This window comes from Pseudomonas sp. P9_35, assembly GCF_034008205.1.
Lineage (GTDB): Bacteria > Pseudomonadota > Gammaproteobacteria > Pseudomonadales > Pseudomonadaceae > Aquipseudomonas > Aquipseudomonas kilonensis.
In genome coordinates this window covers 61,997-78,908 of the sequence record NZ_CP125373.1, presented here as the reverse complement: position 1 = coordinate 78,908, position 16,912 = coordinate 61,997, and the positions used below count along the sequence as shown (strand labels likewise).

The 16,912-nt window shown below is 62.8% G+C and carries 14 protein-coding genes; 3 read left to right on the top strand and 11 right to left on the bottom strand.

Annotated elements, in window-relative coordinates; all coding sequences use genetic code 11:
- Positions 1–50: 50 nt before the first annotated feature.
- The 11 genes from QMK47_RS00350 to tssA form a co-directional block, all read right to left on the bottom strand.
- The gene (locus QMK47_RS00350; protein ID WP_320389627.1) at positions 51–1,991 is read right to left on the bottom strand and encodes a type VI secretion system tip protein VgrG; all 1,941 of its coding nucleotides are present in this window, start codon (positions 1,989–1,991) and stop codon (positions 51–53) included.
- A gap of 158 nt (positions 1,992–2,149) precedes the next feature.
- Complete coding sequence (tssH, locus tag QMK47_RS00345) at positions 2,150–4,840, bottom strand: type VI secretion system ATPase TssH (RefSeq protein WP_018611742.1); 2,691 nt, start codon at positions 4,838–4,840, stop codon at positions 2,150–2,152.
- Positions 4,833–5,882, bottom strand: coding sequence for a type VI secretion system baseplate subunit TssG (gene tssG, locus QMK47_RS00340; protein WP_018611744.1), 1,050 nt, complete (start codon positions 5,880–5,882; stop codon positions 4,833–4,835). Before tssG ends, tssH begins: the two co-directional genes overlap by 8 nt.
- Positions 5,846–7,705: a type VI secretion system baseplate subunit TssF gene (tssF, locus tag QMK47_RS00335; RefSeq protein WP_253470433.1), complete on the bottom strand. Its 1,860-nt coding sequence runs from the start codon at positions 7,703–7,705 to the stop codon at positions 5,846–5,848. Before tssF ends, tssG begins: the two co-directional genes overlap by 37 nt.
- Positions 7,702–8,214: a type VI secretion system baseplate subunit TssE gene (gene tssE / locus QMK47_RS00330; RefSeq protein WP_024619036.1), complete on the bottom strand. Its 513-nt coding sequence runs from the start codon at positions 8,212–8,214 to the stop codon at positions 7,702–7,704. Before tssE ends, tssF begins: the two co-directional genes overlap by 4 nt.
- The gene (locus QMK47_RS00325; protein ID WP_018611750.1) at positions 8,208–8,657 is read right to left on the bottom strand and encodes a hypothetical protein; all 450 of its coding nucleotides are present in this window, start codon (positions 8,655–8,657) and stop codon (positions 8,208–8,210) included. The genes tssE and QMK47_RS00325 overlap by 7 nt, the downstream gene beginning before the upstream one ends.
- Positions 8,654–9,109: a type VI secretion system amidase effector protein Tae4 gene (locus QMK47_RS00320; protein ID WP_253470431.1), complete on the bottom strand. Its 456-nt coding sequence runs from the start codon at positions 9,107–9,109 to the stop codon at positions 8,654–8,656. Before QMK47_RS00320 ends, QMK47_RS00325 begins: the two co-directional genes overlap by 4 nt.
- An 81-nt stretch (positions 9,110–9,190) precedes the next feature.
- Positions 9,191–9,679, bottom strand: a complete 489-nt coding sequence (locus QMK47_RS00315) for an Hcp family type VI secretion system effector (RefSeq protein ID WP_003206927.1) — start codon at positions 9,677–9,679, stop codon at positions 9,191–9,193.
- A gap of 222 nt (positions 9,680–9,901) precedes the next feature.
- Positions 9,902–11,398, bottom strand: a complete 1,497-nt coding sequence (gene tssC, locus QMK47_RS00310; protein ID WP_003206925.1) for a type VI secretion system contractile sheath large subunit — start codon at positions 11,396–11,398, stop codon at positions 9,902–9,904.
- A 2-nt stretch (positions 11,399–11,400) separates the two neighbouring features.
- Positions 11,401–11,907 carry a type VI secretion system contractile sheath small subunit gene (tssB, locus tag QMK47_RS00305; protein WP_003206923.1) on the bottom strand — a complete coding sequence of 169 codons (507 nt, stop codon included), beginning with the start codon at positions 11,905–11,907 and terminating at the stop codon, positions 11,401–11,403.
- Positions 11,908–11,987: 80 nt separating this feature from the next.
- Positions 11,988–13,025, bottom strand: coding sequence for a type VI secretion system protein TssA (tssA, locus tag QMK47_RS00300; protein WP_014340885.1), 1,038 nt, complete (start codon positions 13,023–13,025; stop codon positions 11,988–11,990).
- Positions 13,026–13,441: 416 nt separating this feature from the next.
- On the opposite strand from tssA, the gene tagH reads away from it, so the two are divergent.
- From tagH to tssK, 3 genes are all read left to right on the top strand, one after another.
- On the top strand, positions 13,442–14,983 hold the full coding sequence (gene tagH / locus QMK47_RS00295) for a type VI secretion system-associated FHA domain protein TagH (protein WP_320389626.1): 1,542 nt from the start codon (positions 13,442–13,444) through the stop codon (positions 14,981–14,983).
- Positions 14,984–15,051: 68 nt separating this feature from the next.
- Complete coding sequence (gene tssJ, locus QMK47_RS00290) at positions 15,052–15,558, top strand: type VI secretion system lipoprotein TssJ (protein WP_214510130.1); 507 nt, start codon at positions 15,052–15,054, stop codon at positions 15,556–15,558.
- Positions 15,559–15,573: 15 nt separating this feature from the next.
- Positions 15,574–16,908: a type VI secretion system baseplate subunit TssK gene (gene tssK, locus QMK47_RS00285; RefSeq protein WP_253470427.1), complete on the top strand. Its 1,335-nt coding sequence runs from the start codon at positions 15,574–15,576 to the stop codon at positions 16,906–16,908.
- Positions 16,909–16,912 lie beyond the last annotated feature (4 nt).

Genomic DNA, 16,912 nt, shown 5'->3' with positions numbered 1-16,912 from the left:
TCAAAAGATCGCAGCCTTCGGCAGCTCCTACAATGGCCCTGCCGTGAACCTCAGTGTTTGCCCCTTGTCGGGAACAACGCTTTTACCGCCGCATCAATCACACCCTTGATGCCCTTGCCTTTGGCATCCACTTCGCTGGCGCCACCGGAGTTGAGGTCCAGACGGCCGCCGGTGTCGATGTTGCCATTGCCACTGGCGTAGATGTTGAACGCGGTGCCCGAGATGTTGATCTCGCCACTGGCATTGAACTCCAGCACGCTTTTGCCGCACACCAGTCGAATCTGCGAACCCGCCTCCATGAGGTACTGGGTCGCGACGCTGTCGCTCTTGGTTCCGCCGACGACCAGGGCATCGTTGCGCTGCACCGCCCGCAGTCGGTCTTGGCCAATTCGTGCGGTTTCGTTGTGGCCGATGCTTTTGTTGCGGTCGTGGCCCACCGAATGGCTCTCGTCCACTTCAACCACGATGTCCTGGTTGCGCTCGGCGTGGATGTACAGCTGTTCGGCGCCTTTCTTGTCTTCCATGCGGATTTCGTTGAAATTCGCTGGCGTGCCGCCCTTGCTCGAACGGCTTTTGGTGCCGCTCTGAGTGGCATTGGCGGGCAACGCATAGGGCACGGTCTGTTCAGCGTTGTACACGCGACCGGTGACGATCGGCCGGTCCGGGTCGCCTTCAAGGAAGCTGACGATCACTTCCTGGCCGATGCGCGGGATCTGCACCGAGCCCCAGTTCTTGCCGGCCCAAGCCTGCGACACACGAATCCAGCACGAGCTGTTTTCGTTGGATTGGTCGTGACGGTCCCAGTAGAAATGCACCTTCACCCGACCGAATTGGTCGGTCCAGATTTCCTCACCCTTGGGGCCGACCACCAACGCGGTTTGCGGGCCCTTGACGATGGGGCGGTGGGTAGTCGCCAGCGGGCGATAACTTTTCTGGGCGTCGAGGCAGGTGAGGCTGCTTTCGAACTGCGCCGAAGGCGCGCCGCCGCCGGTTTCGCCGCTTTCCTGGGAAATGTAGTAGCGGGCGCCGACGATCAGGTATTCGCGGTTCTGGTCCTGGCGGCTGAAGCCGGTGAGGCTGAACAGATGCCCCGACCCCAGGCCCCGGGCGTTGCCCGCCAGCTCGACCTGTTCATGCAGGGTTTGCAAGGCTTCGATGCGGGTGCGGGCGTAGTGTTCGCCGTCGGCGCTTTGCACATAAGTGCCGGGGTAGTCGTACAGCGGATAGTCGCCAGCGGTATGCGGACGCGGCATGGCCGCACGCACATCAATGTGCGCACTCGGGCGCTGGAAATCGTAGTCGTTGAGTTCCAGGGAGCCGGGCTGGACTTCCTGGGCCAAGTGCCAATCGTGAATATGATCGCGCTCGCGCTGCTGCTCATTTTTGGGGTAGTACGGCACTGAGCCGTAGCCGGGCGCTTGGGTGTGGGCGCCGTAGGCATCGGCCAGCACCAGCACATGCCGGCCCTGCTCATGGCGGAAGAAGTAGTAGATCCCTTCCTGTTCCATCAAGCGGCTGACGAAATCGAAGCTGGTCTCGCGATACTGCACGCAGTATTCCCACTCGCGATAAGGCCGGCTCAGGGCGTCTTCGAAATCGGAAAAGCCCAGGTCGCGGAACACCTGCTTGATGATCTGCGGAATGGTCAGGTTCTGGAAAATTCGGCAATCGGAGGTGCGGGTCAGCAGCCACAACCACGGCCGAAGCGTGGCCTGGTAGCTGGCGAATTGGCCCTGGTCGACGTTCTGGCTGCAACGGGCGACGATGCCATGGAAATAGCGCTCGCCCCCGCCATCGAGCTGCAGGCTCACGCACATGGGCTTGCCGAGCAGCTTGTTGAGGTCGATGGCGTTGTCCAGCGAGTGCAACTGCAACTCGTAGTTGAACAGCCGCCCCAATTCTTCACCGCCGCCCATGTCCTTGAGCAACAGCACCTCAGGTCCCAGGGGGCTGGTGATCTTGGCCAGGCGGGTGGCTTGGTTGAATAACATCGAGGGTCTCGTGCAGGTTGTAGTAACTGGCGGAACCGAATACCACTGTGGGAGCGAGCTTGCTCGCGAAGGCGGTGTGTCAGGCAACATCAATGGCACTGACAGATTGCATTCGCGAGCAAGCTCGCTCCCACAGGGTTGTGCGGTGTTCCTTCAGGTCAGGCCGCGTCGCTGAAATCGTACTGCAATTCGTTGTCCACGGCGCTGATTCGCACTCCGGCCAAAGCCTTGCCTTCGAGCATGCGGGTCAGGAACTCGCGGCTCATGTCCGGCAGCAGGCTGTTGGTCAGGATGGTGTCGATCATGCGCCCGCCGCTTTCGGTTTCGGTGCAACGCGAAACGATCAAATCGATCACCGCGTCGTCGTAGTCGAAGGCGACCTTGTGGGTGCTCTCCACGCGCTTCTTGATGCGGTTGAGTTGCAGGCGGGTGATGGCCTTGAGCATCTCGTCGCTGAGCGGGTAGTACGGGATCGTCACCAGGCGGCCCAGCAAGGCCGGCGGGAAAATCTCCAGCAGCGGTTGGCGCAGGGCCTTGGCGATTTCTTCCGGCTCGGGCACGTTCTGCGGGTCTTTGCAGACCTGGGCAATCAACTCGGTGCCGGCGTTGGTGGTCAGCAGGATCAAGGTGTTCTTGAAGTCGATCACCCGGCCTTCGCCGTCCTCCATCACGCCTTTGTCGAACACCTGGAAGAAGATCTCATGCACGTCCGGGTGGGCTTTTTCCACCTCGTCCAGCAACACCACGCTGTACGGTTTGCGCCGCACGGCTTCGGTCAGCACGCCGCCTTCGCCATAACCGATGTAGCCCGGTGGCGCGCCCTTGAGGGTCGACACGGTGTGGGCTTCCTGGAACTCGCTCATGTTGATGGTGATGACGTTCTGCTCGCCGCCGTACATGGCTTCGGCCAGGGCCAGGGCGGTTTCGGTCTTGCCCACGCCGGAGGTGCCGGCAAGCATGAACACACCAATCGGCTTGCTCGGGTTGTCGAGGCCGGCGCGGGAGGTCTGGATGCGCTTGGCGATCATCTGCAGGGCATGGTCCTGGCCGATGATGCGTTTCTTCAGGTGCTGGTCGAGGTTGAGCACGGTTTCCAGTTCGTTGCGGGCCATGCGGCCCACCGGGATACCGGTCCAGTCGGCGACCACCGAGGCCACGGCCTGGTAATCCACGGTCGGCAGGATCAGCGGGGTTTCGCCTTGCAGGGCGGTCAGGCGCTGTTGCAGGTCCACCAGTTTCTCGCGCAGTTGGTGGCTTTCGTTGTCAGAAGCTTCGCTGTTGTCTTCGCTATCCACCACGCCAACGCGCTCGCGCAGGGTGGCGCGGGTGGCGAGCAGTTCGTCCACCAGGGTTTTCTCTTCGGCCCAGCGGCCTTCCAGTTCGGCCAGGCGTTCACGCTCGGCGCTCAGCAGGCTTTCGCTGTGGGTCTGGCGAGTGCCGATGACCACGCCAATCGCGTGTTCACGGGCGATGATTTGCAGCTCGGTTTCCAGCGCTTCGATGCGCCGACGGCTGTCGTCCACTTCGGCCGGTACGGCGTGCAGGCTGATGGCGACGCGGGCGCAAGCGGTGTCCAGCAGACTCACGGATTTGTCCGGCAGCTGGCGTGCGGGAATGTAGCGGTGGGACAGCTTGACCGAGGCTTCCAGGGCTTCGTCGAGGATCTGCACCTGGTGGTGCTTTTCCATGGTCGAGGCCACGCCGCGCATCATCAGCAGGGCCTTGTCTTCCGACGGCTCGGCCACTTGCACCACTTGGAAACGGCGGGTCAGGGCCGGGTCTTTTTCGATGTGCTTCTTGTACTCGGCCCAGGTCGTGGCGGCCACGGTGCGCAAGGTGCCACGGGCCAACGCCGGTTTGAGCAGGTTGGCCGCGTCGCCCGTGCCGGCGGCGCCACCGGCACCCACCAGGGTGTGGGCTTCGTCGATGAACAGGATGATCGGCTTGGGCGAGGCCTGGACGTCTTCGATGACCTGGCGCAGGCGCTGTTCGAACTCGCCTTTCATGCTCGCGCCGGCCTGCAACAGGCCTACGTCGAGGCTGCGCAGTTCCACGTCCTTGAGGGCCGGCGGTACGTCGCCGGCGACGATGCGCAGGGCGAAGCCTTCGACCACGGCGGTCTTGCCCACGCCGGCTTCACCGGTAAGGATTGGGTTGTTCTGCCGGCGGCGCATGAGGATGTCCACCAGTTGGCGGATCTCTTCGTCACGGCCGACGATCGGGTCGAGCTTGCCGCTGCGGGCCTGCTCGGTGAGGTCGACGGTAAAGCGCTTGAGGGCTTCCTGCTTGCCCATGGCGGCTGGGGCCATGGCGCCGCTGGCTTCGCCCGGCACGGCACCGGCATTGAAGCCGTCGCTGGCGGTCAGGGCGTTTTCCGGCGAGTCGCCGACGTATTCGTCAAACCGTTCGCTCAGGGCTTCGACCTTGACCTTGTCGAACTCCGACGACAGGCCCAGCAGCGCGTGGCGCAGGCTCGGGGTCTTGAGGATGCCCAGCACCAGGTAACCGGTGCGCACCTGGCTTTCGCCGAACATCAGGCTGCCGTAGACCCAGCCGCGTTCCACGGCTTCTTCCACGTGGGACGACAGGTCGGTGATCGACGTCGAACCCCGTGGCAGGCGGTCCAATGCCTCGGTGAGGTCACGGGCCAGGCGCGCTGGCTCGATGTTGAACTGGCGGATGATGCGGTGCAGGTCCGAATCCTGCAGTTGCAGCAACTGGTGAAACCAGTGGGCCAGCTCCACATAAGGGTTACCGCGCAACTTGCAGAACACGGTGGCGGCTTCGATGGCTTTGTAGGCCACGCTGTTGAGTTTGCCGAACAACGCGGCGCGACTGATTTCACCCATGCTCATGGCTCCTTGAGGTCTGTGAGGTGTTGGCCTGTTCGGCGTAATGCCGGGCCAGTATTAAATCGTTGGCATCTGTTTCGGGGCGGCCCAGCCAGGTGTTGAAACCCAGGCGGAAACGCCCATTGAGTTGCAGTGCCGGGACTTCGGGCTGTTCCAGGACCAGGTTCAGGTCCCAGTCCAATTCATGGCCCAGGTATTCGGCGACCCAGGCCACCAGCTCGTTGAACGGTTGGCTGCCAGGCAGCATGCCCATGTAGTCAACGAGCTTGAGTGGCCCCAGGCGAATGCGGAATTTGTGCTGGCGATCCCACACGAAGCGGCCCAGGCAGAAGTCCACGCCCAGTTGGGCGTTGACACCGATTCGGCTGCGTTCAGGCAGTTCCAGCCATTGGCCGACGTATTCTTCGATCTCCACCGGCAGGCCGAAGTACTCGCCGAGAATTGCCTTCAAACCGTCCGGGTAGCGGGTTTGTGCCGCCAGGTGGCCACTGTAGTGCAGCTTCGCCGTGTCGGGGATCAGCCCCTGGTTGAGCAGGCTCGGCATGCCCCGGCCGCTGAGTGCGGCCAGGCGCGCCGACCAATAGTCATCGTCCGGGCGGTCGTGGCTGACCGTTGGCCGCGCTTCGGCCCAGGCCCGATAAAACAGGCTGAGCAGGCGATGGTGAAACACATCGAGGAAGCGCTTGCTGGTGCTGTCGGCGTTGTTGCGCTGGCGTTCGCGCACGTATTCGGTGATGTGCAGCGGCATCGGGCCGTTGGGGCCGCCGAGGCCGAAGAAAAATTGCTCCAGGCGTGCCGGCGCACCGTCGCTGCCCGGTTGCACCGAGGCGAGGGTGGCCGGGGCGAAGGTGCAGTCGGCCCGTTGCCCGAGGCGCAGCGGGTCATCGGCCAGGCGCAGGGAATGGCCCAGGCGCGGCAGCTCGGGGGATTCGCACTCGATGCGCCGCAACGCCTGGAAGAAATCGTATTCCCAGGGTTCCTGGTGCATCGCCTCCAGGGTACTCACAGGGTCGGACGACGTCCGGGCTTGGCTTTCCATCGCATGATCTCGCCGCGTTCGGTGGTACGGATCACCGTCTCGGTAAAACTGTTGATCGACACGTAGCGTGCCAGGAAGCGTTCGAACACCGCGCCGAGCAGGAACACCCCGGTGCCGCGAAACGCGTTTTCATCGAATTCCAGGGTGATTTCCAGGCCACGACCAAACACGATCGGGCCGGGCATCGGCAAGCGCCGGGTGCAGGCTTTGCTGCTGACTTCGCGCAGGCCTTCGATCTGCAATTGCAGCGCCGCGTCATTGCTATCGCCGTACAGGCGCAGCAGTTCGCGCAGGGCGGCCGCGCCTTGGCCCTGTTCGCTCAACGACAAGTAGTTCAGCGACAACTGGCTGATCAGCCGCCAGGCCTTGGCGTCGTGGGCATGGCTGGCCCGTGGGCGACTCGGACCTGCCACGCAGCGCACCGCGCCAACCGGCGCACTGTCGGCGAGGGTGAAGTCGGTCTTGCCGTTGCCCACGCCCATGAACAGCGGCAGGTCGCGGTTGGTGCACAGCGCGGTCACGCCCAGTTGGCGCAGGTCGTGGCGATAGGGCGCTTGCTGGCTGTCCACCAGGCTGACGAAGGTTTCGCTGCCGATGTAGGTCGAGCGCGGGCCGTTGCGCCGCTGGTCGCTGGACAACACGCGCGGTTCGCGCCGCACCGTGTAATAGGCCTGGTCGCGGCCATAACGAGACGGATCGCGCACGGCGTAGAACGGCAGGAACGGCTGCTCCGGCCCGGTGCCGTGGCCGGTGAGGCCGTTCAGCGAATGCACTTCGAAATCCATCGGCCGGGTACGGTCGGCGATCACGTGGTGTTCGTTGACCCGATCCGATAAGTGAATGCGATCCAGGCGCTTGGGGAACAGGTTGATGGCCGGGGTGCAGAACGGCAGGAACTGCGAAGCGCCGACGCTGCCTTCCAGGCTCGGATCGTGACGGTCGAACAGCACGATCAGCTCCAGTTCCTGGCCGTCGCAACGCTTGACCGCGCGGCTCAGCTGGGTGAAGTCGACGAACAGGAAGCGGTGGGGCAGGGCGAAGTATTCCTGCAACAGGCGATAGCCCTGGAAGGCACGCGGCACCACCGGCAGCGCGGCGTCGGCATCGTCGAAGCCGCGCGAGCGCAACGCATCCTGCGGCAGCCGCTCCACCCAGTTGCCGCCGGGCTTGCGGGCGAACACTGCGCAGGCGTTGCCCAGCAATTGTTCGTAGAGGCGGAAAGGCTGTTCGTCGGCACCGCTCAAGTACAGCGGCAGGTTGTCCAGGGCCAGGCTGTTGAACGGCAGTTCGGCACCGGTGCGCAGGGTCAGGCGCAGGCCGGCCTTGGCTTTCGGCTCGCTGGCGGCCAGGCGTCCGAGCACGGCGGACGGGTTGCCGAAGTATTCGGCCTGGCTGACCTGCAACGGCCACAACGTCACCGCGTGGGCGGTGCGGTACTCGCAGCAGGTCTGGGTTTCACGCCCCAGGGCGGCACGCAGGACGGTATCGCGCGGCAGCGGGAAACCACTGCTCAGCGAGCCTTCGTCCGGGTCGGCCTGCAATTGCACCACGGTCATCGACGGCGTTGGCGCCAGGTAATGCGGGTAGGCGATTTCCAGCAGGTTGTGGGTGAAGGTCGGGTACTCGGCGTCGAGCTTGAGCTGCACCCGCGCCGTCAGGTAGGCGAAGCCCTCCAGCAGGCGCTCGACATACGGGTCGGCGCAGTCCATGCCGGACAACGTCAGCCGACTGGCGATCTTCGGGTATTCCTTGGCGAACTCCGCCGCGCTTTCGCGCACGTGGTGCAGTTCCTGGTTGTACAGCTCCAGCAGGCGCGGGTTCATGGGCGTCTCCGCTGGTCGGCGTTGACCACGCGCACATGGCCGGTTTCCAGGTCCAGGTCGGTTTGCAGCATCAGGCGCAGCGGCACCGGCTGGGCCCAGAGATCGCCTTCGATCTCGAAACTCAACGCGTTGTGGTTCATCTCGGCCGTCGCCCGGGCCCGCACTCGCAAGCTGTGCCGCAGGATGCGCGGTTCGAAGGTGGCAATGGCCTGGTGGATCAAGGTTTCCAGGGCCGAGACATCGACGTTCGACGCGCTGTTGCCGGCCAGTGCCGGCAGGCCGAAATTCACCACCGAGGTGCCCGCCGGGGTATGCAGCGTGGCATCGGCGCTGAGCAATGACGTGGTGTTGAGCAGCCACGCCAGGTCACGCAGCACCGAGGCTTTTAATTGGGTCAAGGAGAGCACGCGCTTATCGGCGCTTTCCTTCGGGTTGGTCGGATCGTCGTCGGTCAACCGGTCCAATAGGGAGGGTTGGAGGCGATCACGGGTGGCGATTTCGGTTACCAAGTGAAAAGGCCTGTGTAATTCTTCTGGTCACCTGTGCCGCGCATGCAACTGGCGTTGCGCGCGATAACCGAGGGTTCGAGCTGCCCATTGATCTGGCGTACGGCGCGGTACTCGGAGCGACATTCCTGATTGTTATGGGGGCCAGCAGATACGTGGACAACGATGACAATAGGCACCCTACCGAAGGTCTCGACGTGGGGTTTGCCTTGTCGATCGACCGTGAACTGGCAGGGCCAAGCCAAGTCGAGTGGCATCAGGGTCTGGTCGGGCTTGCGCAACACGCAGCGCGCCTGGTCGTTTTCCAGCCTCAACGTTTGCCCGCCCATCGAGACGACCTGCTCTACCGCTACGGAGGCCGTTGTCGACGGGGATTGCTGTTGGGCACAGGCGGTCAGGCTGGTCAACAGGCAGCCTACCCATATCGCGCAGTGAGTCTTGATCATACGAGTTCCCAGAACCAGATCGCTCGGGATCGATAGCCCGGATCGTCATACCCGAGGGTTAGGCCACGGTTCCAGAGGTCGATATGATCGCCGGTGCGACCTTCCGAGGCCTCTCCCACTTGCTGGAAACAATCCTTGAAGAAAATCAGGCCGGTCTTGTCTTGCAGCTTGCGTCGGTCCGCGGCAGTTCCACCGAGGATCAACGGGCGACCCAGATGATGTTTCCACAGCCAATTTGCCAATGACTCGGCCCCTCGTGCATGCCCATGGGCGCACTTGGGTTCGGTGTAGGTGGACTTGTTGACTTTGACGGTCAGCTCGGTATTGAGCGTGATGCTCATGCGAATCGCGCATTGGTTTGCCCAAGGACCGTCGCAAGGTTTCGCGTCGGGATAGGTCACCAGCAAATCGGAATAGGCTTTCCACAAATTGATAAACGAAGGCTTGGCCATGGCTCAGACACCGGAAGGGAAAGGATTGGTTGCGAGCAAGCACCAAACACCCCCGGCGCGTGGCACCGGGGGCGTGTTCGATTACACCTTGACGTTCTGACGAATGTTCCAGCCGAACTTGACCGGACCGCCTTCCTTGGTGCCGTCGGCTTTCTGTGGTTGGTAGTCCACTAGCACCTTGGCGAAGTTCAGGGTGACGTTTTCGGTCAGGCGATCATCACCGCCCGAGCCGCCGGTGCTCAGGGACGTAACCAGCACTTCTTCCAGGTTGATGATCATGTACTCGACCTGGCTTTCACCGCCGGCCTTGCGCACGGTCAGCTTGACCTTGTCGATGTGCTTGCCGCTGGCGCAGTGCATCATCAGGTTCGGCGACGCCTTGTCGACGTACTTGGTCAGGGACAGGTCCTGGACGTTGACCTTGCCCGCACCACCGCCGCTGCCCACGTGCATGTTGCCGGACTGGGACATGCCCCAGCTCCAGTTCAGGACATCGATCTCGTCCTTGTGGGCCTTGTCCATGGACTCGCCCTTGATGTCGCCAATCTTGATGAAAATATCAACAGCCATGTTTTCTCCCTGTGTGGTCTCTACCACGTTGTTTGGTTGACGCTGACCTTGCGAAATTGCGTGTGCCGAACGGATCCGATGATCTCCAACCCACCGGAGATCGCCTGTGGGAGCGAGCTTGCTCGCGATAGCGGAGTGTCAGACATACGCATGACAACTGATCCACCGCCATCGCGAGCGAGCTCGCTCCCACATTGGCCTTGCACCGTTCAGTAAATCTTTTTACGCGCCCTTGGCCGAAGGCAGTTTCGATACCAGGCGCAGCGACACGGTCAGCCCTTCGAGCTGATAGTGCGGGCGCAGGTAGAACTTGGAGTTGTAGTACCCCGGGTTGCCTTCGACTTCTTCGACGATCACTTCGGCTGCAGCCAACGGGTGCTGGGCCTTGGTGGTCTCGGTGGAGTGCGCCGGGTCACCGTCGACGTAGTTGAGGATCCAGTCCTGCAACCAGCGCTGCATCTCGTCCTTCTCTTTGAAGGAACCGATCTTGTCGCGCACGATGCACTTGAGGTAATGGGCGAAACGGCAAGTGGCGAACAGGTACGGCAGGCGCGCGGCCAGGTTGGCGTTGGCGGTGGCGTCCGGGTCGTCGTATTCGGCCGGTTTCTGCAACGACTGGGCGCCGATGAACGCGGCGAAGTCGGTGTTTTTCTTGTGCAGCAGCGGCATGAAACCGTTCTTCGCCAGCTCCGCTTCACGGCGGTCCGAGATGGCGATTTCGGTTGGGCACTTCATGTCCACGCCACCGTCGTCGGTCGGGAACGTGTGGGCTGGCAGGTTTTCCACTTCACCGCCGGACTCCACGCCACGGATGCGCGAGCACCAGCCGAAGTGTTTGAACGAACGGTTGATGTTAACCGCCATCGCGTAAGCGGCGTTGGCCCAGGTGTACTTGGAGCTGTCGGCACCGTCGGTGTTTTCTTCGAAGGCGAAGGCTTCCACTGGGTCGGTCTTGGCGCCGTATGGCAGGCGCGCCAGGAAGCGTGGCATGGTCAGGCCGATGTAGCGCGAGTCTTCCGACTCACGCAGCGAACGCCAGCCGGCGTATTCCGGGGTGGTGAAGATCTTGGTCAGGTCGCGCGGGTTCGACAGTTCCTGCCACGAGCCCATGCCCATCACGGTCGGCGATGCCGCAGCGATGAACGGGGAGTGCATGGCCGCGCAGACTTTCGACAGTTCGCCCAGCAGCTCGACATCCGGTGGCGACTGGTCGAAGTAGTAGTCGCCTACCAGGCAGCCGTAAGGCTCGCCGCCGAACTGGCCGTATTCTTCTTCGTACATCTTCTTGAAGATCGGGCTCTGGTCCCACGCGGTGCCCTTGAATTTCTTCAGGGTCTTGTGCAGGTCGGTCTTGGAGATGTTGAGCACACGGATCTTGAGCTGCTCATCGGACTCGGTGTTGTTGACCAGGTAGTGCAGGCCACGCCAGGCGCTTTCCAGTTGCTGGAAGTCGGGGTGGTGGATGACCTGGTTGACCTGGGCGGTGAGCTTGGCGTCGATGGCGGCGATGATCGATTCGATCGACTTGATGGCGTCGTTGGACACCAGGTCGGTCTGCGCCAGGGCCTGTTCGGCCAGGGTGCGTACGGCCGTTTCGACGGCTTCGCGGGCGCGCTCGGTCTTGGGTTTGAATTCTTGCAGCAGCAGGGACGCGAACTCGCTGGTTTCTTCGGTTGCGCCCAGGTTTTGCACGCCTTCGCGAGCTGTATTGTCAGTCATGATCATTGGTCCTGTGCTGGCTTCGGCGCGCTCGCCAGGGCCTGCAACAGCGCTGGGTCCTTGATCGCCTTCATGATGATTTCTTCGGCGCCGGTCTTGCCGTCCATGTAGGTCAGCAGGTTGGCCAATTGGGTGCGCGCTTCGAGCAGTTTGTTCAGCGAGTCGACCTTGCGGGCCACGGCCGCCGGGCTGAAGTCGTCCATGCTTTCGAACGTCAGGTCCAGGCTCAGGTTGCCTTCGCCGGTCAGTTCGTTAGGCACATGGAACGCCACGCGCGGCTGCATGGCCTTGAGGCGCGAGTCGAAGTTGTCGACGTCGATCTCGAGGAACTTGCGATCAGCCACCGCTGCCAGAGGCTCGGCGGGCTTGCCGGCGAGGTCGGCCATCACGCCCATGACGAAGGGCAACTGGACCTTTTTCTCGGCGCCGTAGAGCTCGACGTCGTACTCGATCTGCACTCGAGGCGCGCGGTTGCGCGCGATGAATTTCTGAGAACTTTGCTTCGCCACGTTGCTGCTCCTGGTCGCTTGAGCGACGGTGTTGGCGTCATCGGGGGTACCGGTGACGTGACTGCGTGATCCGTTCGCTTTTATTCGCTGTCTGGGCCGCGCAGGTTTTCAAATTGACTCATGCCGTCGGGAATCAGGTTGCGCACGATGGCCGCGAAGTCGGCGTGCACCAGATTCTTGGCCCGGTTCAACAGCACCGGCAGCGGGCTGGAGGGCTCATGACGGGTGTAGTAAGCGAGAATCCGATCCAGGCTGCGCAGCACGTCGTCGCGGTTGTTGATTTCGCCGCTGACGGTGCTCGTGCTGGTGTTGCGCGGTGTGCTTGGCGCGCTGGCATATTCAGTTGGCGCGGCGCTGTCGTCGCTGACCGGATCGGACAGGGCGCTGTCGCCGCTCTGCGGGGCGAACTGGCCGAGAATCTGCAGGGCCATCTTCAGCGGTTGCTTCAGCGGGCCAAGGTCCACGCCTTGGGCGGAACCGACCTGGTCACTGACCTGTTGTTCGATGGCTTCGGCGGCGCTGCGGGCTTCCAGCAGGGCGGCACGGGTGATTTCCAACTGCTCGGGGTCGCTGTCGAGCAGGGCCCCGGCGAGCTGTTCGGCGCCGAGGTTTTCATCCGGGAAACTTTGCAGGCCGCTGGCGTTGGCGGCGGCGCGCAGGCTGACGGCACCGAAGGTCCGCGAACGGGCCAGGATGCTCTCGCGCAGCAAGCGAATGGTGATGTCGGACGTCAGGCCGGCGAGGGCATTGATGCGCACAGTGGGATCGTTGTCGTCATCGGCGTCCAGGCGCGGATGCAACTCGGCCCAGTATTGCTTGAGCAGTTCGCTGATCAGCGTCAGCACACGGGCCATGCCCGGCAGGCCTTCGAGGGCCAGGGAGCTTTGCAACAGGAAATGAGTGATGCGCAGGTCTTTGCTGCGTTGCAGCAAGTCCAGGCTCTGCTGCTGGATACTGCGCCACTCAGGAGGTTCGGCAGGCAGGATCGAATCGCCCATGCTGCGTTCGGGCTGACCCCGGGAGTCGCGTTCCAGGCGCAAGAAATCCGCGTCATATTCCAGATCTTCACCGCAAGGCGAAGTCGCGGAAACGGCGGCGAGCAACAAAGGCACATCCACTTGGATCGATCTCCCTATCACCCGCTGAAGAAAGTCGGGCAGTTCACACGCAAGTTTCGGATGAATCTCACATGTTCCTTGACGGTAATGGCCCTTTAGACTTGCACTGATCTTAAAGTGCCATCATGTATATTCAAGAAGTTGTGCATTTTTGGTGTAGTACTTATCGCTTGTCAAGGTAAGCTATTTCACCAATGTATCCCCTCTGTAACAGTTGTGATGGGCTTAACAGCCTGCCCGACCCATCGGTCGAAGCGGCAACTGACGTGGGGTTTTTGTCACGCAAGCCGGTTATGATCAGCAATCATGCTGGCAAAAAGCCGTTTCACGGTTGTTGGTAAAGGTTGCCGGCGGGTAGTCAGGGCTCGAATCCTCACTCCCCCGCCCGCGCGCGAAGTATTCAGCAAGGAGGCAAGATGCCGCTGTGTTTGACTATCACTAGTTATCACAAGATCACCCCAGGCCAGTGTTCTGAAAAGTCCATGGATCAGGGAGTGATGGCAATTGGCCGTAATTCCGATAATGACTGGGTATTGCCGGACCCTGAGCGCCTGGTTTCCGGCAAACATTGCGTCATCCAATACAAAGAAGGGCGTTATTATTTAACTGATAACAGTACTAATGGTGTGGAATTGGTCAAGGCCGGTGTTCGCCTGCGCAAGGGCAACAGCGAACCCCTGCAAGACGGCGAAGTGATCCGCATCGGTGATTATGAGATCCAGGCGCGCGTCGATTTCAGCCTGCCAGTCACCGACAGCAACCCGTTCGCCGAATCGCCCAGCAGTTTCGAGGCCTTGATGGGGCGCCAGGGCGCCGCGGCGCATACACCGTCGCCGCTTCATACGCCATCGCCGATTCAAGTGTCTGCGCCTGCGCATTTCCAGGGCGGGTCGGCCATGGACACCCTGCCGGACCTGTTCGATTTCTTGACCCCAACCAGTGTCCCGCCGGCCACTCAGCCTGACCATGTGCCGGCCGAGCAGCACAACTTCCGCCCGCCGACGCCGATTCCCCGGCCGAGCCCGCCGCCCGTGGCCGAACCCGTGATACCGCCGTCTGCCTCGGTGATTCCGGATGACTGGGACCCGTTCAGCGACAAGCCCGCGCCAGTGGCGGTGGCCCCGCTGCCCGTGACCCCGCCGCCTGTGCCGCTACCGCCGGTGGTTGAGCCGGTCGCGACGCCAGCCCCGCAGGCTCTGCTCGTCGACATCTTTGCTGAGATCAGTGCACCGCCGCCGGCGCCCGTGCCTGAAGCGTCGGTCACCCGCGTCGAGCCCCCGGTCGCAGCTCCAGTTGCTCCAGTTGCTCCAGTTGCTCCAGTTGCTCCAGTTGCTCCGGTTGTGCCAGTCGCCCCGGTCGAGGCCAACCAACCCGACTTGCTGCAAGCGTTCCTGCGCGGTGCCGGGCTGGACCAGTTGCGCCTGGACAAGGCCAACGCCGAAGCACAGATGGAAAGCATCGGGCGCAGTTACCGGTTGATGGTCGAAGGCCTGATCGATGTCTTGCGCGCCCGCAGCAGCCTCAAGGGTGAGTTCCGTATCCAGCAGACGATGATCCAGCCGGTGGAAAACAACCCGCTGAAATTCGCCCCCAACGTGGATGAAGCCTTGCTGTTGCTGTTGCGCCACGGCAATCAGGCGTTCATGGCCCCGGACGCGGCGGTGCGTGACAGTTTCGATGACTTGCGGGCCCACCAACTGGCGGTGATGGCCGGTGTGGAAGCGGCCATCAAGCATTTGCTGACGCGCTTCGAGCCGGCGCAACTGGAAGAGCGCATGGCCAAGCCCGGTGGGCTCTCGGGTATTTTCAGCGGCTCGCGACAGGCCCAGTACTGGCAGCAGTTCACCGAGCTCTACGGCAACATTTCCCGGGAGGCCCAGGAAGATTTCCAGGACCTGTTCGGTCGCGAGTTCAGCCGCGCCTACGAAGAACACAGTACGCGACAGCGACGCCGCTAAGCGGCGCCGTCCCATAACAAGATTGATCGGCACACAACGGATAGCTCAAACGTCATTGAGGACGCAGGATGATTCCCAGGTTTTTACTCGCAGTCGCCACCGTGCTTCTGCTGACGGCGTGCGCCAAGGATGCGGCCAACCCCCAGCCCGAAGAAGCTGAGGCCGACACCGCCGCCATCGAGCTGCACTTTCACGCCATTGCCGGCCTCAACCCCGGCGCCACCGGCCAGCCGGCCCCGGTCCGGGTGCGCATTTTCGAACTGAAAAATGCCGCGACCTTCGGTCGTGCCGATTATTTCGCCCTGGCCGAACGGGCCCAGGCCACGCTGGGCGCCGACCTGATCGACCAGGACGAAGTGCTGGTCCAGCCCGGCCAGCAACTGAGCCTGCAACGCGACCTCGACCCGGCCACGCGGCACATCGGAATACTGGTGGGCTATCGCGAGCTGGACCAGTCGCTGTGGCGCACGGTGATGAATGTCCCGGCGCGCGAATACACCGAATACCAGATCAGCCTCGATGTGCGCGCCGTGCGCAGCGCCGTCGTCGTCCCCCCATCCAGCCCTGCCCAATAAGCAATCGGAGCCCCCATGTCCTGGAACAATCGCGTGGTCTGGTCGGAAGGCATGTTCATTGGAACGCAGCACTTCCAACAGCATGACCGTTACCTGGAAAACCTCATCGACGCACGCAGCCGCCCGTTGTCGGCCGGCGCCTGGGGTTTTTCCGAATTGCTGATCGACCAGGGCCTGCTGGCCCAGGGCAAGCTGGCGATCATCTCGGCGCGCGGCCTGTTGCCAGACGGTACGCCCTTCAACATTCCCCAGGACGACCTGGCGCCGATCCCATTGAACGTCGACGACAACCTGCGCGATGGCCTGGTGTACCTGGCCCTGCCGCTCAAGCGCGCCGGCGCCCGGGACACCGTGGACGAAGGTGAAGACCTCGGCGCTGCGCGTTATGTGAGCCAGGTGTGCGAAGTGCGCGACGACAACGCACCGTTCGAAAACCGCGCACCGGTGGCCCTCGGCTCGCGGGCGCTGCGGTTGTTGACCGAACAGGATGGCATCGGCGACTACGCCGCCATCGGCGTGGTGCGCATCAAGGAAAAACGCGCCGACCGTGCGTTGGTGCTCGACGATGCCTACATCCCGCCGCTGCTGGATGTGATCGCCTCCAAGCCGCTGGCGGCGTTCCGCAGTGAACTGCTGGGCCTGCTGCATCAACGCGGCGAAGCCCTGGCCGGGCGGGTGGTGGCGTCCGGCGCCGGTGGCGCCTCGGAAATTGCCGATTTCATGCTGTTGCAACTGGTCAACCGCGCCCAGCCGCTGATCCAGCACCTGAGCCAGTTGAGCCCGCTGCATCCCGAGCGTCTCTACAGCGAGCTGGTGAGCCTGGCCGGGGAGTTCTCCACGTTCACCGCGTCCGGGCGACGACCGCAGCAATACCCGCCTTACCAGCACGATGACCTGGCGCTCAGCTACGCGCCCGTGATGCAGGCCCTGCGCGAAGCCCTGTCGATGCTGATCGACAGCAAGGCGACACCGATTCCGATTGTCGAGAAAGCCTACGGCATCCACGTGGCGATGCTGGCCGACAAGACCCTGCTCGACAGCGCCAGCTTCATCCTGGTGGTGCGCGCCGACGTGCCGGCCGAGACCCTGCGCGGCCGCTTCGGCCAGCAGAGCAAGGTCGGTTCGGTGGAGCACATCCGCGACCTGGTCAACCTGCAACTGCCGGGCATTGGCCTGCTGCCGCTGCCGGTGGCGCCACGGCAGCTGCCGTACCACGCCGGCTCCACTTACTACGAGCTCGACCGGGGCAGCGATCACTGGCAGCAGTTGAGCAACTCCGGCGGCTTTGCGTTCCACATCGCCGGCCAGTTCCCAGGGCTGAACCTGGCCTTCTGGGCGATCCGAGGATAAACAG

Excerpts from the sequence above, each read along its gene's own strand:
- tssJ (WP_214510130.1), top strand. The coding sequence starts at position 15,052 with ATGATTCCCAGGTTTTTACTCGCAGTCGCCACCGTGCTTCTGCTGACG.
- tssG (WP_018611744.1), bottom strand. The coding sequence starts at position 5,882 with ATGGAAAGCCAAGCCCGGACGTCGTCCGACCCTGTGAGTACCCTGGAG.
- tagH (WP_320389626.1), top strand. The coding sequence starts at position 13,442 with ATGCCGCTGTGTTTGACTATCACTAGTTATCACAAGATCACCCCAGGC.
- QMK47_RS00325 (WP_018611750.1), bottom strand. The coding sequence starts at position 8,657 with ATGATCAAGACTCACTGCGCGATATGGGTAGGCTGCCTGTTGACCAGC.
- tssC (WP_003206925.1), bottom strand. The coding sequence starts at position 11,398 with ATGACTGACAATACAGCTCGCGAAGGCGTGCAAAACCTGGGCGCAACC.
- tssK (WP_253470427.1), top strand. The coding sequence starts at position 15,574 with ATGTCCTGGAACAATCGCGTGGTCTGGTCGGAAGGCATGTTCATTGGA.
- QMK47_RS00320 (WP_253470431.1), bottom strand. The coding sequence starts at position 9,109 with ATGGCCAAGCCTTCGTTTATCAATTTGTGGAAAGCCTATTCCGATTTG.
- QMK47_RS00350 (WP_320389627.1), bottom strand. The coding sequence starts at position 1,991 with ATGTTATTCAACCAAGCCACCCGCCTGGCCAAGATCACCAGCCCCCTG.
- tssH (WP_018611742.1), bottom strand. The coding sequence starts at position 4,840 with ATGGGTGAAATCAGTCGCGCCGCGTTGTTCGGCAAACTCAACAGCGTG.
- tssF (WP_253470433.1), bottom strand. The coding sequence starts at position 7,705 with ATGAACCCGCGCCTGCTGGAGCTGTACAACCAGGAACTGCACCACGTG.
- QMK47_RS00315 (WP_003206927.1), bottom strand. The coding sequence starts at position 9,679 with ATGGCTGTTGATATTTTCATCAAGATTGGCGACATCAAGGGCGAGTCC.